The sequence below is a fragment of the Sphingomonas changbaiensis NBRC 104936 genome (assembly GCF_000974765.1).
GTDB lineage: Bacteria > Pseudomonadota > Alphaproteobacteria > Sphingomonadales > Sphingomonadaceae > Sphingomonas_B > Sphingomonas_B changbaiensis.
The window spans coordinates 103778-119213 of sequence record NZ_BBWU01000029.1; the positions used below are offsets into that span (position 1 = coordinate 103778).

The following is a 15436-nucleotide window of genomic DNA, read 5'->3' on the forward strand; positions in this document are numbered from 1 at the left end:
GAAGGGGAAGAGGGGTTACATGAAGAAGGGTATGCTTTTCTGCGGCATTGCCGCAGCGGGACTGCTTGCGTCCACCGCCGACGCGGCCACGATCAACCTGATCGACCTTGGTGGGGTGACCGGGTCGCAGGCTGAACAAGGCTTCAAGACTGCCGCCTATTTTTGGGGCAAGACGCTCGCCAACAACGCCACGATCAACCTGGGCGTCAAGTTCGCGCCGCTCGCACCGAATGTGATCGGCTCGACCGGCAGCACGCGTGCGGACACGACCGTTGCCGCCTGGAAGAATGCGGTCATCGCGACCCGCAGCAACTTCTCGCTCGACCAGACCGCCGTTCTGCCGACGCTGAATGCCCAGGGCGGCGCCAGCTTCGTCACCAACGGCGCGCGCGCCGATGGCAACAACGACACGGCCATCCAGGTCTATGACGATGGCACGTCTCACAGCAGCCAGGTCCTGTATCTGAACACGTCGGTTCAGAAGGCGGTCGGCATCTATAACGGTCCCGCCAACCAGCGCGACGGCAACGTCACGTTCAGCACGAACTTCAACTTCGATTTCGATCCGACGGACGGCATCACCGCCGGCAAGATGGACTTCATCGGCGTCGCGATCCATGAGATCGGCCACGCGCTCGGCTTCGTCTCGGGCGTCGATTTCCTGGATGCTTACGGCTATCCGAACGGTCCCGGCGCGGGCACGCTCGGCTACGACCTGAACGACACGTCGATCTTCTCGGCGCTGGACATGTTCCGGTACAGCAATGATCCGAACAACCTGGCGCCGGGCGGTGGCCCGACCCGTGACCTGACCGTCGGCACCGCGAGCTATTTCTCGATCGACGGCGGCCTGACCCAGGTCGGCGCCGACTCGCGCTTCTCGACGGGTGCCTACAATGGCGACGGCCGCCAGGCCTCGCACTTCAAGGACACGGCGAGCGCGCAGGGCGGCTGCAGCGGCTTCAAGCAGCTGGGCATCCTCGACCCGACCTTCTGCTACGGGGAAATGGGCGTGGTGAAGGGCCTCGACCTGGCCGCGTATGACGCGATGGGTTGGAACCTGAACTTCGACGTCCTCAACAACCTCGGCTACACCCGCAGCACCGCGCAGATCTATCTGCAGGCGATGGGCGTGCCGGAGCCGGCGACCTGGGCGCTGATGATCGCGGGATTCGGCTTCGTCGGCGCCGCGATGCGTCGCCGGTCTCAGACGACTGCCGTTACCTTCGCGTAAGCGTCGACGGTAACCGAACAAAGTCGCCGCCGGTCACCCGACCGGCGGCGATTTTTGTATCAAGTCGCGCTAACAGGCCGCCATGTCGTTCGAATCCGCGTGCACCTGGCTTTCCGAACATGCGCCCGACCTCCGCCTGATCGATCACGGCGTCAGCACCGCGACGGTGCGCGACGCGGCGCTCGCGCTCGGCGTGCCGGAAGCGCGGATCGCCAAGACGCTGGCGCTGCGCTTCGGCGACCGGATCGTGCTGCTGCTCGCCGCCGGCGACGTTCGGCTCGACAATGCGAAGGCCAAGGCCGCCTTCGGCCAGCGCCCGCGGATGCTGTCTCCCGAAGAAACGCTGGCAGTATCCGGCCACCCCATCGGCGGCGTCTGCCCATTCGGGCTCGCGACGCCGCTGCCGATCTATTGCGACCTGTCGCTGAGGGCATTCGAAACCGTCTTCCCCGCGGCGGGCTCGCTGACCAGCTCGGTCGAGCTGCCGCCGGAGCGGCTGGCCAGCCTGATCGGCGCAGAATGGACGGACGTCTGCAGCCGCCCCCCGAACCAGACCACGCACCAACCCTAATCGCTCGTCCCGAGCGGAGCGCAAAGCGCGCTGTCGAGGGGCCGCTAGAGCAGGATCGGTTTGCTCCGAACCACTCCCGTCATTCCCGCGAAAGCGGGAATGACGCTTCTTCTCCGCTTCTTTGTGTCCTTGGTGTTCTTCGTGCGAGATTATTTTGGCTCGCACGAAGAACACGAAGAGCACAAAGAAGCGGGATTCCCGCTTTCGCGGGAATGACGATGGAATTCGGAACAGAGCTGGACGCACCTGCTCGCCGACTATGTTGCGAGCTCCTCAGCCCACTCTGTTTCCTTAAACCCGACCAGCCGCCGGTCACCGAGATCCAGCACCGGCCGCTTGATCATCGACGGCTGCGCAACCATGAGCGCGACCGCCTTGTCCTCGTCCAAGTCCTGCCGGTCAGCCTCGGGCAGCTTGCGAAAAGTTGTCCCGGCGCGGTTCAGCAGCGTCCCCCAGCCCAGCTCCGCCGCCCAACCATGCAATCGCGCTTCGTCGACGCCGACCATCTTGTAGTCATGGAACACGTAAGCGACTCCGCGCCCATCGAGCCACGCCCGCGCCTTCTTCACCGTGTCGCAGTTCCTGATGCCGTAAAGGGTCGCTCTCATACCTCGTCCTGTTATTCTGCTATTGACATACAAATACACTTATAGTACGAGCGTATTTGTATGGGAGAAAGTTCATGTCCAAATATGACCCACTCGCACGCCACCTTTCTGAGCAGCAGGCCGATGCCGTGACAATGACCTTTTCTCAGATCAATGATCTGCTTGGGGGTACGCTTCCGAAGAGCGCTTTCGAATATCGTCCTTGGTGGGCCAATCGGTTCGACGGCAACGATGCCCAGAATGCTGGTTGGCAATCAGTCGGGTGGGAAACCCAGGATGTGGATATGAAGCGGCGGTCAGTAACCTTCGCTCGTGTAGTTCGCAATCGCGTGGACTTCAAAGACGCACCTTACATCAAGCCGCTTACGATCGAAGAGGCTAAGCAAGGTCTCGCAGCCAGGTTCATGGTCCCTGCAAGTGCAATCGAGATTACAATCCGCGCGTAAGGGTAACGCAGATCGGTTTACTCCCACTCGATCGTCCCCGGCGGTTTCGACGTGAAATCGTAGACCACCCGGTTGATGCCCTGCACTTCGTTGACGATCCGCGTCGCGACGCGCGCGAGGAAGTGGGGGTCGAACGGAAAGATGTCCGCCGTCATGCCGTCGGTCGAGGTGACGGCGCGGAGCGCGCAGACATGCTCGTAGGTGCGGTGGTCGCCCATCACGCCGACGGTCTTGACCGGCAGCAGCACCGCGAACGCCTGCCAGATCGCGTCGTACAGACCGGCGTTGCGGATCTCCTCGAGGTAAATCGCGTCGGCCTTGCGCAGGATGTCGCACTTGTCTTTGGTCACTTCGCCCGGAATGCGGATCGCGAGGCCCGGGCCGGGGAACGGGTGCCGGCCGACGAACGCATCGGGCAGGCCCAGCTCGCGGCCGAGCTCGCGCACTTCGTCCTTGAACAGCTCGCGCAGGGGCTCGACCAGCTTCATGTTCATGCGCTCAGGCAGGCCGCCGACATTGTGGTGGCTCTTGATCGTCACCGACGGGCCGCCGGTGAAGCTGACGCTTTCGATCACGTCCGGATACAGCGTGCCCTGCGCCAGGAAATCGGCGCCGCCGATCTTCTTCGCTTCCTCCTCGAACACGTCGATGAAGGTCTTGCCGATGAATTTGCGCTTGGCTTCGGGGTCCGAAACGCCTTTCAGGCCGGAGAGGAACAGCGTCTCCGCGTTCACGTGTACCAGCGGGATGTTGTAGCTGTTGCGGAATAGACCAACGACCTGCTCCGCCTCGCCCTTGCGCATCAGGCCGTGATCGACAAACACGCAGGTGAGCTGGTCCCCGATCGCCTCGTGGATCAGCACCGCCGCGACGGCGCTGTCGACCCCGCCCGATAGCCCGCAGATCACCTTGCCCTTGCCCACTTGCTGACGAATGTCGGCGATTTTGGTCTGGCGGTATTCGGCCATCGTCCAGTCGCCGGGGCAGCCGCAGATGTGGCGCACGAAATTGGCGAGCAGCCGGCCGCCGTCCGGCGTGTGCACGACTTCGGGGTGGAACATCAGGCTGTAGAAGCGCCGCGCCTCGTCGGTCGCAATCGCATAGGGCGCGCCTTCGGACTGGGCGACGACGCTGAAGCCTTCGGGCAGCCGCTCGACGCGGTCGCCGTGGCTCATCCAGACCTGGTGCTTCTCGCCTTCGCTCCACAAGCCGTCGAACAGCGCGGAACGGCCGCTGATCTCGATATAGGCGCGGCCGAACTCGCGGTTCTCCGACGGCGCGACGATCCCGCCCAGCTGATGCGACATGGTCTGCTGGCCGTAGCAGATGCCGAGGATCGGCAGCCCGGCATCAAAGATGTGCTGCGGCGCGCGCGGGGAATCTTCCCACATTACCGACGAAGGGCCGCCCGACAGGATCACGCCTTTCGGCTGCAGCCGCTCGAATGCCTCGGCGGCGGCATTGAACGGCGCGATCTCGGAATAGACGCCGGCCTCGCGCACCCGCCGGGCAATCAGCTGGGTAACCTGACTGCCGAAGTCGATGATCAGGATCGAGTCATGCGCATGAGTATCCATGCGCCGAGGCTGTTAGCAGAAGAGGCGAGAGGGGAAAGCCCAAACCTCCCCTCCCGCTTGCGGGAGGGGAACGCGCCTACCGCCGCGCGAGGTCGTGCCCGATATCGACGTTCACCACCTGGCCGCCCCGCACCTGGCAGCGGAAGCCCCAGCTGGCCGGCTGGTCGCGCCAGCTGCGGCGAGCGTCCAGCGAACCGTCGACGTCCCAGCCGTCAGGCCGGCGGTCGACACCGTCGATATCGCGGACGGTGGCGCGATAGCCGTCGCCATAGCCGCGGTCCTCGGCCGCCATCGCGCAGGCGTCGACCGCCTCGTCCTCGGTGTCGATCATCGCCGGGCGGGCATAGCCGCCGGCCGGTGCCGAGCCATAGGCCTCGGCCGTTCCCTCGGCATAACCCTGGCGTGCGGCGCGCATCGCCTCGCGCGCGGCGATCCGCGCTTCGGCCGCGGCGCGCTCTGCGGCAACCGCCGCCTGGCCGACCGCGCGGCCAATGTCGTGTGACAGGGCGGGATCGACGACCTGCGCGGACGCGCCCGTGCTGCTGACCATCGCCGCCACCGCCGAGAACAGAACCAGCTTCTTCATAGGAACCACTCCCAAATCCCCGAGAAACAAACCCGGAGCGGTATAGCGGTTCCAAATGAGTGGCGCATGAATAACCGAGCTCCTCCCCGGAACGGGGAGGGGGACCAGCCGCAGGCTGATGGAGGGGCCGGTTCGGCGTAGGGCTCGCTATCGCTCGCGACCCCTCCACCACGCCCTAGCGGGCGCGGTCCCCCTCCCCGTTCCGGGGAGGATGTCCAACCTCCAACCCTGTCCACCTGGCGATGAACGCCCACTGGTCTGCGGTTTCCTCGATGATCTTGTCGGTCGGCTTGCCGGAGCCATGGCCGGCGCGGGTCTCGATGCGGATCAAATGCGGCTTCGGGCCGGTCGCGGCATTCTGGAGCGCGGCGGTGTATTTGAAGCTGTGGCCGGGCACGACGCGGTCGTCGGTGTCGGCCGTCGTCACCAGGATCGCCGGATAATCCCGCCCGCCCTTCACATTGTGATAGGGCGAATAGGCCCAGAGCGTCCTGAAATCGGCTTCCTTCGACGGATAGCCATAATCGTCGACCCAGTAGCGGCCCGCGGTGAAGCGGTCGAAGCGGGTCATGTCCATCACGCCGACCGCCGGCAGCGCCGCCGCGAACAGATCCGGCCGCTGGTTGACGACCGCCCCGATCAGCAGCCCGCCATTGGAGCCGCCCTGGATCGCGAGCTGGTCGGGACCGGTCAGCCCTTCCTTCTTCAGATACTCGCCGGCGGCGATGAAATCGTCGAACACGTTCTGCTTGTGCGCGAGCCGGCCGGCATCGTGCCAGGCTTTGCCATATTCGCCGCCGCCGCGGATGTTCGCCAGCACGAAGGTGCCGCCCGCCTCCACCCAGGCGAGGCGCGAGGCCGAAAAAGCCGGCAGCATCGACGCGTTGAACCCGCCATAGGCGTAGAGCAACGTCGGCGCCGGGCCGGTTGCCCCCTTCTTCCGCACCACGAACATCGGCACGCGCGTGCCATCCTTCGACGCATAGAATCGCTGCTCGACCGAATAATCGGCCGGGTTGAACGCGACTTTCGGCTGCTCCCAGACGATCGCCTTCCCTGTGTTCGCATCATAGCGATAGATGGTCGTGGGCGTCGCGAAGCTGGTGAAGGAGAAGAAGCTCTCCGGATCGCCGGCCTCGCCGTCAAAACCCGCCGCCGTGCCGATGCCGGGCAGCGCCAGCTTGCCTTTCGGCGTGCCGTCGACACCGTATCGCCGCACCTCGCTCTTCGCATCGACGAGGTAGGACGCAACGATCTCATTTCCGACGATCGACGCGCCCTGCAGCGTGGCCGCATCCTGCGGCACGATCTCCCGCAGCTGCGGCTCCGTGCCGCCAGCCGCCATCGCGACGATACGCTGGCGCGGCGCATCCTTGTTGGTCAGGAAATAGAAATTGCTGCCGGCGTTGCCGATCAGCTGCCAATTGTTGTCGAGACCCGGAATCAGCGTGCGTGGCGTCAGGTCTGCCGATTGCAGGTCGATCACGCTGACCTGATACCGCTCGTCCGTCCCTTCGGACGACGTGACCACCAGCCAGCGGCCGTCGTCGGTCACTTCGGCAGTGTTGTTCCATTTCGGGTGATCGGGCGTCGCGAAGACCTTGCGGTCCGCGCTCTGTGGCGTGCCGAGCTTGTGGAAATAGACTTCGTGATTTTCGTTCAGCGCCTGGAACTGCGCCCCTTCGGGCTTCGGGAAACGCGAATAGAAGAAGCCGGAGCCGTCCTTGGCCCAGGCAAGGCCGGTGAACTTCGCCCACTCGACGCTGTCGCCGGTCTCCTTGCCCGTCCCGACATCCAGCACCTTGATCGTCCGCCAGTCGGTGCCGCCGTCCTGCACAGCATAGGCGAGATGGCGGCCGTCTTCAGAGGGCAACCATTCGGCCAGTGCCGTCGCCCCGTCCTTCGCCCACAGGTTCGGGTCGATCAGCAGCCGCGCCGGCCCGTCGACGCTGTCGCGAACATAGAGGGGCGACTGGTTCTGCAAACCGCTGTTGTGCTGATAGAAATAGCGCCCGCCCTTCTTCGCAGGGACGCCGAACCGCTCATAATCGAACAGCGCCGTCAGCCGCGCCTTGAACGCGTCGCGCGCCGGCAGCGTCGCCAGATAGCGCTCGGTGACGCCATTTTCGGCCGTCACCCAGTCGCGGACTTTCTGGTCTTGGCGGACGTCGTTCTCCAGCCAGCGATAAGGGTCCGACACCTGGATGCCGAAATGATCCTCAACCAGCGGCACGGTCTCGGTGTTGGGATAGGCGAGCGCAGTGGGCGAAACGGCAGTCGTGGTCATCTGGGCGGAAGCACTCGCAGTGGTGAGCAGAAGGGCAAGGGCGAGCAGGCGCATTTAGGAACCCCCGTTATGGATGCGAAGACTTAGCGTGGGGCGCGCGTGAAAAGCCAGACGCGGAGCGCGCTGGCGAGATTGGATGGATCAGGCGCGGCGATGCGCTCCGCATCGATACGGGCGACCAGCGCGGAAAGCGGCAACTCAGCCTGGCGCGCCGCTTCCTCCAGTGCCGACCAGAAGACGGGCTCCAGGCTCACCGAGGTCGGATGACCGGCGATCGTGATCGAGCGCTTGACGGGGGACGAGTAGGGCACGGGCATCGCGCAGGAGCCTAATAGGCTGCGCCCCAGAGATACAATTTTTTGAGGGTGGCTGACGTCGCGGGAGAACCGTAATCGATACGATGATGCGGGACCATATTACGGACGGCTATACGGCGCTGACCGAGAAGGAAAAGCAGACGCTGCGCCTGATCGTGCGCGGCCACGATGCCAAGTCGACGGCGCGTCACCTCGGGCTTTCGGTGCATACAATCAACGAACGGCTGCGCGATGCCAGGCGCAAGCTTGCCGTTTCGAGCAGCCGGGAAGCCGCGCGCCTGCTGCTCGAACGTGAAGGCGCGGCCCCCTATTCCGTGGGGGACAAGCAAATCGGGGAAGCGCTGCTCGGCGAAGCTGTGGGACAGCAGTCATCGCCGGAGAACGGCGGCGGGGCGAAGCGTCCCGCCTGGATCATCGCAGGAGTCGCACTCATGTCCCTCATTCTGGCGCTCGCCGCCATTGCCTCCATGCCGCAGGCGATGCAGGCGCCCGCCGACAACACTTCCTCCGCTACCGCTCGGACCGCCGAGGTTGAGGCGGCCGCGCGGCAGTTTCTCATGTTGATCGATCAAGGCAAATGGGAGGAAAGCTATGCGCTGACCACCGCATCGTTCCAAAAGCTCAACACCAGCAAAGTCTGGGCCGAAGTGTCGGAACAGGCCCGCCCGCCGCTCGGCGCGCTGGTTTCACGCACGATGATCAGTCACGACGACGTGCCGACACCGCCGCACGGCTATGAAGTGGTCAAATTTCGCACGACCTTCGCAAACAAGGCGAATGCGATCGAGAAGGTCAGCCTTGAGCGCGAAGGCAATGGTTGGCGCGTTGCCGGCGTGACCATCGAATAATGTTCGGGGCCGGGCGGCATTATGCCGCCCGCCTACCCGTCAATACATATGCTGCCCGCCGTTGATCGACAGCGTCGACCCTGTCACAAATCCGGCATCCTCCGCGCACAGGAACGTCACGCCGCGCGCGATCTCCTCTGCCTTGCCAAGCCGGCCGACCGGGATCTTGGCGACGATCTTCTCCAGCACGTCGGGCGGCACCGCGGCGACCATGTCGGTATCGATATAGCCGGGCGCGATCGCGTTGACGGTGATGCCGGCGCGCGCGCCTTCCTGCGCCAGCGCCTTGGTGAAGCCGTGGATGCCGGACTTGGCCGCCGCATAATTGACCTGCCCGTACTGACCGGCTTGGCCATTAATCGAGCCGATATTGACGATGCGCCCATATTTGCGCGCGTTCATCCCGTCCCACACTGCCTTCGCCATGTTGAAGCAGCCGCCCAGGTTCGTGTCGATCACGTCTTCCCAGGCCTGGCGGTTCATCCGCTTCATCGTGCCGTCGCGGGTGATGCCGGCATTGTTGACCAGCACCTCGACGGGGCCAAGCTCGCTTTCGACCTGCTGGACGCCGGCGACGCACGCGTCGAAGTCGGCCACGTCCCATTTATAGGCCTTGATGCCGGTGCGGTCGGTGAAGGCGCGTGCGCGCTCCTCATTGCCGGCATAATTGGCGGCGACCGTTACCCCTGCATCCCGAAGCGCAAGGCTGATCGCCTCGCCGATCCCGCGCGTTCCGCCCGTCACGATCGCCACACGTGCCATGACATCCACTCCCTTTGTTTCGGCAAGTCCTACGAAGGCGCCACCCAGCCCGCAAGTTCACGCGCAAGTAAGCCACGCAGCAACGCGATGCCGTCGTCACCGTCGTTCAGGCAGGGGATATAGGCGAAATCGCTGCCGCCCGCCTGAAGGAAGCTCTGCCGGCCGCGGATCGCGAGTTCCTCGAGCGTTTCCAGACAATCGACCGAGAAGCCCGGCGCGACCACGGCAACCTTCCTGATGCCTTCGCCCGGCAAGGCACGCAGCACCTGGTCGGTCGGGGGTTCGAGCCATTTGGCGCGACCGAAACGGGACTGGAATGCGATCCGCACCTCGCGACCCAGCGCTTCACCGAGCAGCCGCGCCGTCCTCTGGCAGTGGCAATGATACGGGTCGCCCAGCGCCAGCGTCCGCTGCGGCATGCCGTGGAAGCTGGCAAGGATCAGGTCGGGCGCGAAATCCAGTCCGGCGACCGCACGCTCGATCGATGCCTTCAACGCGCCGATATAGGCCGGGTCGTCATAATAGGGCGGCAGCGTCCGCAGCGCCGGCTGCCAGCGCAGGCCCGACAGCACCGCGAACGCCTTGTCGTTGGCCGTTGCCGTCGTCGCCGCGCAATATTGCGGATACATGGGCGCCAGCAGGATACGGTCGCACCCGGCTGCCATCATCGCCGTCAGCTTGTCTGCGATCGAGGGACTGCCATAGCGCATCGCCCAATCGACCATCACCCCATCGCCGAGCGATGACTGCAGCTTCTCCGCCTTGCTGCGCGTATAGTGGGCGAGCGGCGAACCGTGCTCGGTCCACACCAGCCCATAGGCATGGGCGGATTTTTTCGGGCGCGTGTTGAGGACGATGCCGCGCAGGATCGGCTGCCACGCGATCGGCGGAATCTCGACCACGCGCCGGTCGGACAGGAACTCGGCGAGATATCGCCGCACGGCAGGCGCGGTCGGCGCGTCGGGCGTGCCGAGATTGATCAGCAGCACGCCCACGCGACCATGCGGCGCGGGCGGATGTCCCTCGGGCCTCATGTGAAGCGGATCGGCAATTCGCGAAACCGCCGGCCGGTCGCGGCGAACAGGGCGTTGGCGAGCGCCGGCGCAACCGGCGGCACTGCCAGTTCGCTCGCCCCGCCCGGATCGTCGTTGCTCGGCATCAGCTCGACCGTGATATCCGGCGCGCCGGCAAGGCGCGGCAGATTGAGCTGACCCAGCCGGTGCGCCCGCGTCAGGCCCCGTTCGAAACCCGGTGCGCAGCCGATCGCGCCAGCAAGGCCGAACAGAAGCCCGCCTTCGATCTGCTGGCGGACGATGTCCGGGTGGATCATTCGGCCGACGTCGGCGACCGCCACGATCCGGTCGCAGCGCAGCCGCACGCCTTCGGCATGGGCTTCGGCAAACACGGCAATATGGCTGCCATGCGCCGAATGGATCGCGAGCCCCTGCCCGGTGCCCGGTTCGCCACCTTGCCAGCCGCCCAATGCGGCGACGGTCGACAGGCAGCGGGCCAGCCGCGGCTGCCCGCCCAGCATCGCCATGCGGAACGAGAAGGGCTCGACGCCGGCAATTCGCGCCAGTTCGTCGACGAAGCTTTCGGTGAAGAAGCAGGTGTAGCTGTGCGCGGCCGAGCGCCAATAGCCGGCCGGCACGCCCGGATCGGACGGGTGGTGATCGACCGCAAGATGCGCGATGCCGTATGGTGTCTCGGCTCCCGCGACGGCGAATCCGTCACCGCCGGCGTTCACGATTGCACGTGCGATCCCTGCCTCGGGCAGAAGCCGGTTCGCCACGATCTCGCCATAGCTGGACGCGGCCACTTTGGTCAGCAGCGCTTCGATCCGGCCGCCGCTGATCTTCCCTGCGAGCTGGCCAAGCGCGGGGGGGCGGAAGCGATCCTGGAGAATGTCTTCGGCGCGGCTCCACTGCAGCTGCACCGGCCGCTTCAGCAACCGGCTCAGGAACCCGGCTTGCACGGCGGCCTGGCTGTCGATGCCACGGCCAAACCCGCCGCCGACCAGCATCGGATGGACGATCACGCTGCCCGCGCTGATGCGCAGCGCCCGTGCGACCGTTTCCCGCGCGGCTTCGGGCGCGAGCGTCGGCAACCAGAGCGAGAGGGTGCCGTTTTCCCACGACGCCGTCGCCGTGACCGGCTCGAGCGACGCATGGGCGGCGGGCATCACGGCATAGCGCGCCATCTGGACCGTCGCGCCCTTGAACGCCTTGCCGACATCGCCGCGTTCGACCAGACGATCGCCGTCGCCTTCCAGCGCCTCATCGAGACGACGGGCGATCAGCTCGTCGCTGACCAGCTCGCCTTTGGTCTCGAACCGTGGCCGCATCAGTTCGAGCGCGCGGTCCGCCGCCCAGCTGGTCTGGCCGATGACGGCGACCCAGTCGGGCCGCTCGACAATCTGCAACACGCCCCGCACCTTCCCCGCCGCAGCCTTGTCGCCACCCAGGTAACGCGTCGCACCGATCGGACCCTGGCGGATCGCGGCGAAGACCATGTTCGGCAGCCGGATGTCGGCCGTGAAGTTGGCGGAGCCGTCGAGCTTGGCCGGCGCGTCGAGGCGCGGCGGCGACTGTCCGGCCAGCCGCTCTCCGGCCGTCAGGCGCAGCGGCGGATTGGCCGGGGCCTTCAGTTCTGCCGCGTCGGCCGCCAGCTCGCCGAAGCGCAGCTTCTTGCCTTCATGCGTGACGAAGCCGTTTTCGGTCTCGCACGCTTCCCATTGAATGCCCCAGCGCCGCGCCGCGACCATGCACAGCCGCGCCCGCGCCGCAGCCGCCGCTTCGCGCAGCGGCGTTTCGTACATGCGGACCGAGGTCGAGCCCGCCGTCACCATCGTCGCGCTGCGGGTCGCGAAGCTGTCGGCGAAGCGCGCAACCGACGGCGCCACGTCCGCTGCCAACTCCTCGACGAACAAGGTATTGGCATAAAGGGGATTTATGGGCGCCGGCTCGACGCCGACGGTGCGCCAGTCCGCGCCGAGCTCGTCGGCGGCGATCTGCGGCAGCGTCGTGAACACGCCTTGCCCGGTCTCCGCCTGCGGCACGGCGACGATCACGCGGCCGTCTTCGGCAATCTTCAGATAGGCATTGAAGATGTGCTCGCCCCGGCCGGCGACGAGGTTCGGTTCGTAATGGCGCGGCCACGCCGCCCAGGCCACCACCAGCCCGATGCCCAGCCCGCCGCCTACCAGCAGGCGCCGGCGTGTGAATTGGGGGTGCGGAGCATCGCTGGCGCGCATGAAGGACGCGTCTAAACAGGCTTAGGCCGCAACGCCAACATCGGCGCGGCGATAATGCTCGGCAATGCCGCGCGTCGCTTCCTGCGCGACGGTTTCCAGCATCCAGTCGCGGAACAGGCGGATCTTGCGCGAATGGCGGTGGTGCTCGGGATAGACCAGCCAGAAATCGCCGGGATCGAAGGCGACGGCGTCGATCACCGGCACCAGCCGCCCGGCCTGCATGTCGCCCCTCCACAGGATCGGATTCAGCATCGCGACGCCCGCGCCGGCGATCGCCGCCTGGCCTTCGGCGATCTGCGTGTCCATCCGGATGCCGCTCACGCCACCCTCGCCCGCATCGCCGCCGATCTGCTCGCGCCAGAGCTGCCACCAGCCGTCTTCCGGGCTGATCCGCTGCAGCCGCATCACATCGTCGGGCGAGCGCACCGGCGGCGCGTTCTCCAGGTAGGCGGGGCTCGCCAGCGCCATCAGCGGCATCCGCATCAGGAAATGCGCGCACAGCCCCGGCCATTCGCCCCTGCCGCCGCGAATCGCGATGTCGACGTCTTCGCGCGCGAAATCGACCAGCGCGTTCGACGTGTGCAGCCTGACCGCGATCTCCGGCACCTTCAGCTGGAACGCGCCGATCCGCGAGGCCAGCCAGTTCGGCCCGAACGTTGTCGAGCAGCTGACCGTCAGCACGCCCTCGCCGCTCGACCGGGCCAGCCCGAACGCCGCGTCCAGGTCATCAAACGCCTTGGCCACCAGCGGCCCGATCCGCTGCCCCGTCTCGCTCAACGAAACCCGCCCCCGCTCCCGCCGGAACAGGGCGACGCCGATCCGCTCCTCCAGCAGCTTGATCTGGTAGCTGACCGCCGCCTGGGTCATGCCCAGCTCGGTCCCGGCGGTGGTGAAATTCTGATGCCGGGCCGCAGCCTCGAACACCCGGACGGCGGAAAGGGGCGGCAGGCGGCGCATGCGGCTTCTATAAGCCTGGCTTATGCATCCGGTCCACCGCTTTGTTGGCGTTCCGGCCCCGGAACGAGCATCTCCATTCCTGTCCTCAACGCCACCCCAAGGGACAGGAGCAGACCATGCGCGACGAACATGATGATCGCCTCCATCAGGCCCTTCGCCACGACTTCGCGACCAATGTCGGCGACGTCTTCAAGTCCATCGCCTACGCTTTCGACCGGCTGCACGACCGCCTCTATGGCGCACCCTGGGGCCCGCAAGGCCGCGCCGGCGAACCGACCGGCCGGTCGAACCGGTTAACGACGCTGTAACCATGTCATGCTGAGCCCTATTTACCTGTTCGGGTGCAATGGCCCGGCCCATGTCACTGGGCCGGGTCCTGTTCAGCATCGCGCTCGCGCTATCAGCTCCGCTGATGGTGAGTGCGAGCGATCGCACCGCGAATCTCGAAGCGCGCCTGCTCGCGGCGCATAACCGCGAGCGGGCCGCACTCGGCGTGCCGCCGCTCGCCTGGGACCCCGCACTCGCCGCCGACGCCGCGTCCTGGGCCGGCTCTCTCGCCCGCAGCCGCACATTCGAACATTCGCAGGCCGACACCGACCAGGGCGAAAATCTCTGGGCCGGCACCCGCGGCGCCTGGTCGCCCGAAGAGATGATCGGCACCTGGATCGCGGAAAAGCGCGGCTATGCCCCCGGCGTCCTCCGCGACAGCGACGTCGACAAGGTCGGCCACTACACCCAGGTGATCTGGCGCGACACGCGCAAGGTCGGCTGCGCACTCGCGCCGGGCCGGACCGAAGACGTGCTCGTCTGCCGCTATGCGCGGGCCGGGAATGTGATCGGCGAACGCGCCATTTGATTGCCTCTCCCGGACGGTTCGGCTAAGAGGCGCGTTCCCGCCTCGGCCGCGCTGAATCCGCGCTTCCGGGGCGCATTTCTTTCCGCGTCATCGGACGCCCAAGGAGTCCGCTTATGGCCCGCCGCCGCCAGATCTACGAAGGCAAGGCGAAGATCCTGTACGAAGGTCCCGAACCCGGCACGCTGATTCAGTATTTCAAGGACGACGCGACTGCGTTCAACGCGCAGAAAAAAGGCACGATCAGCGGCAAGGGCGTGCTCAACAACCGGATTTCGGAGCACATCTTCACCCTGCTCGGCTCGATCGGCGTGCCGACCCACTTCATCCGCCGCCTGAACATGCGCGAGCAGCTGATCCGCCAGGTCGAGATCATCCCGATCGAGGTCGTGGTGCGCAACGTCGCGGCCGGCACCCTGTCGAAGCGCCTCGGCATCGAGGAAGGCACGCAGCTCCCGCGCACGATCGTCGAATATTACTACAAGGACGATGCGCTCGGCGATCCGCTGATCTCCGAAGAGCATATCGCCTGCTTCGGCTGGGCCAGCCAGGACGAGATGCACGACATCACCGACATGGCGATCCGCGTGAACGACTTCATGTGCGGCCTGTTCGCCGGCATCGGCATCCGCCTGGTCGACTTCAAGCTGGAGTTCGGCCGCATCTGGGACAATGATTATGGCCGCGTGATCCTGGCGGACGAGATCAGCCCCGACGGCTGCCGGCTGTGGGACATGGAAACCAACGAAAAGCTCGACAAGGACCGCTTCCGCCGCGACCTCGGCGGCGAAGTCGAAGCCTATCAGGAAGTCGCGCGGCGATTGGGACTGCTGCCGGAAGACGGCGAGAACGCGGTGCTGGACCTGGAGAGCCACCGGAAGCGCCGGGGCCGGTAAGGCGCGGGGCCGCGCCGGCGAATCCACGTCGGCTTACGTCGAGCACGCGCGTTGCCGGATGTCGTGGACGACATGGACGACATGGACGACATTCACATGGAATCGGGAAAATTTTCCCTTTCCGTCGCAGGTCGCGCAGGACGCTCGAATCAACGCTGAGAAGGAGCCGGCGCCGAACGTGGCACAGCGGCGCCGCTGTAGGACAGCCTTTTCCGGGCGCCTTAAGGCATCGGCCCCGTCC

General features: G+C 65.9%; 16 protein-coding genes. 7 read left to right on the forward strand and 9 right to left on the reverse strand.

Annotation, left to right across the window (positions count from 1 at the left end; translation table 11 throughout):
- Positions 1–19 precede the first annotated feature (19 nt).
- Both SCH01S_RS16860 and SCH01S_RS07795 read left to right on the forward strand, forming a co-directional pair.
- Positions 20–1234 carry an NF038122 family metalloprotease gene (locus tag SCH01S_RS16860; protein ID WP_245612191.1) on the forward strand — a complete coding sequence of 405 codons (1215 nt, stop codon included), beginning with the start codon at positions 20–22 and terminating at the stop codon, positions 1232–1234.
- An 82-nt stretch (positions 1235–1316) separates the two neighbouring features.
- Positions 1317–1805, forward strand: coding sequence for a YbaK/EbsC family protein (locus SCH01S_RS07795; RefSeq protein WP_046348218.1), 489 nt, complete (start codon positions 1317–1319; stop codon positions 1803–1805).
- A 257-nt stretch (positions 1806–2062) separates the two neighbouring features.
- Here SCH01S_RS07795 and SCH01S_RS07800 read toward each other — a convergent pair whose 3' ends face one another.
- Entirely contained in the window at positions 2063–2413 is a 351-nt protein-coding gene (locus tag SCH01S_RS07800; RefSeq protein WP_046348219.1) for an ArsC family reductase, read from the reverse strand.
- A gap of 74 nt (positions 2414–2487) precedes the next feature.
- Here SCH01S_RS07800 and SCH01S_RS15810 point away from each other — a divergent pair, with 74 nt between their 5' ends.
- On the forward strand, positions 2488–2859 hold the full coding sequence (locus SCH01S_RS15810; RefSeq protein ID WP_052733847.1) for a DUF7662 domain-containing protein: 372 nt from the start codon (positions 2488–2490) through the stop codon (positions 2857–2859).
- A 17-nt stretch (positions 2860–2876) separates the two neighbouring features.
- On the opposite strand, the gene guaA is transcribed toward SCH01S_RS15810, so the two are convergent.
- From guaA to SCH01S_RS07825, 4 genes are all read right to left on the reverse strand, one after another.
- Positions 2877–4436, reverse strand: a complete 1560-nt coding sequence (guaA, locus tag SCH01S_RS07810; RefSeq protein WP_046348220.1) for a glutamine-hydrolyzing GMP synthase — start codon at positions 4434–4436, stop codon at positions 2877–2879.
- 76 nt (positions 4437–4512) lie between these two features.
- The gene (locus SCH01S_RS07815) at positions 4513–5022 is read right to left on the reverse strand and encodes a hypothetical protein (RefSeq protein WP_046348221.1); all 510 of its coding nucleotides are present in this window, start codon (positions 5020–5022) and stop codon (positions 4513–4515) included.
- A gap of 175 nt (positions 5023–5197) precedes the next feature.
- Positions 5198–7309 (reverse strand): prolyl oligopeptidase family serine peptidase, encoded by a 2112-nt coding sequence (locus SCH01S_RS07820; RefSeq protein WP_245612192.1) that lies wholly within the window; start codon positions 7307–7309, stop codon positions 5198–5200.
- 83 nt (positions 7310–7392) lie between these two features.
- Positions 7393–7626 carry a ribbon-helix-helix domain-containing protein gene (locus SCH01S_RS07825; RefSeq protein ID WP_046348223.1) on the reverse strand — a complete coding sequence of 78 codons (234 nt, stop codon included), beginning with the start codon at positions 7624–7626 and terminating at the stop codon, positions 7393–7395.
- Between the two features lie 86 nt (positions 7627–7712).
- Here SCH01S_RS07825 and SCH01S_RS07830 point away from each other — a divergent pair, with 86 nt between their 5' ends.
- Positions 7713–8474, forward strand: a complete 762-nt coding sequence (locus SCH01S_RS07830) for a helix-turn-helix domain-containing protein (RefSeq protein WP_046348265.1) — start codon at positions 7713–7715, stop codon at positions 8472–8474.
- A 39-nt stretch (positions 8475–8513) separates the two neighbouring features.
- Here the strand turns inward: SCH01S_RS07830 and phbB are convergent, their stop codons facing one another.
- From phbB to SCH01S_RS07850, 4 genes are read right to left on the reverse strand one after another with little or no spacing between them, the layout of a single operon-like run.
- A complete protein-coding gene (gene phbB, locus SCH01S_RS07835) occupies positions 8514–9236 on the reverse strand; it encodes an acetoacetyl-CoA reductase (RefSeq protein WP_046348224.1) in 723 nt (240 codons plus the stop codon).
- 29 nt (positions 9237–9265) lie between these two features.
- Positions 9266–10270: a ferrochelatase gene (hemH, locus tag SCH01S_RS07840; RefSeq protein WP_046348225.1), complete on the reverse strand. Its 1005-nt coding sequence runs from the start codon at positions 10268–10270 to the stop codon at positions 9266–9268.
- Positions 10267–12489: a xanthine dehydrogenase family protein molybdopterin-binding subunit gene (locus SCH01S_RS07845; RefSeq protein ID WP_046348226.1), complete on the reverse strand. Its 2223-nt coding sequence runs from the start codon at positions 12487–12489 to the stop codon at positions 10267–10269. Before SCH01S_RS07845 ends, hemH begins: the two co-directional genes overlap by 4 nt.
- Positions 12490–12510: 21 nt before the next feature.
- Positions 12511–13446, reverse strand: coding sequence for a LysR substrate-binding domain-containing protein (locus SCH01S_RS07850; RefSeq protein WP_052733848.1), 936 nt, complete (start codon positions 13444–13446; stop codon positions 12511–12513).
- Positions 13447–13562: 116 nt separating this feature from the next.
- Between SCH01S_RS07850 and SCH01S_RS07855 the strand changes: the two genes are divergently transcribed.
- The 3 genes from SCH01S_RS07855 to purC all read left to right on the forward strand — a co-directional run bounded on the left by SCH01S_RS07855 (position 13563) and on the right by purC (position 15195).
- On the forward strand, positions 13563–13754 hold the full coding sequence (locus SCH01S_RS07855) for a hypothetical protein (RefSeq protein WP_046348227.1): 192 nt from the start codon (positions 13563–13565) through the stop codon (positions 13752–13754).
- 38 nt (positions 13755–13792) lie between these two features.
- Complete coding sequence (locus tag SCH01S_RS07860) at positions 13793–14302, forward strand: CAP domain-containing protein (protein ID WP_245612193.1); 510 nt, start codon at positions 13793–13795, stop codon at positions 14300–14302.
- A 113-nt stretch (positions 14303–14415) separates the two neighbouring features.
- Positions 14416–15195, forward strand: a complete 780-nt coding sequence (gene purC, locus SCH01S_RS07865) for a phosphoribosylaminoimidazolesuccinocarboxamide synthase (protein WP_046348229.1) — start codon at positions 14416–14418, stop codon at positions 15193–15195.
- Positions 15196–15436 lie beyond the last annotated feature (241 nt).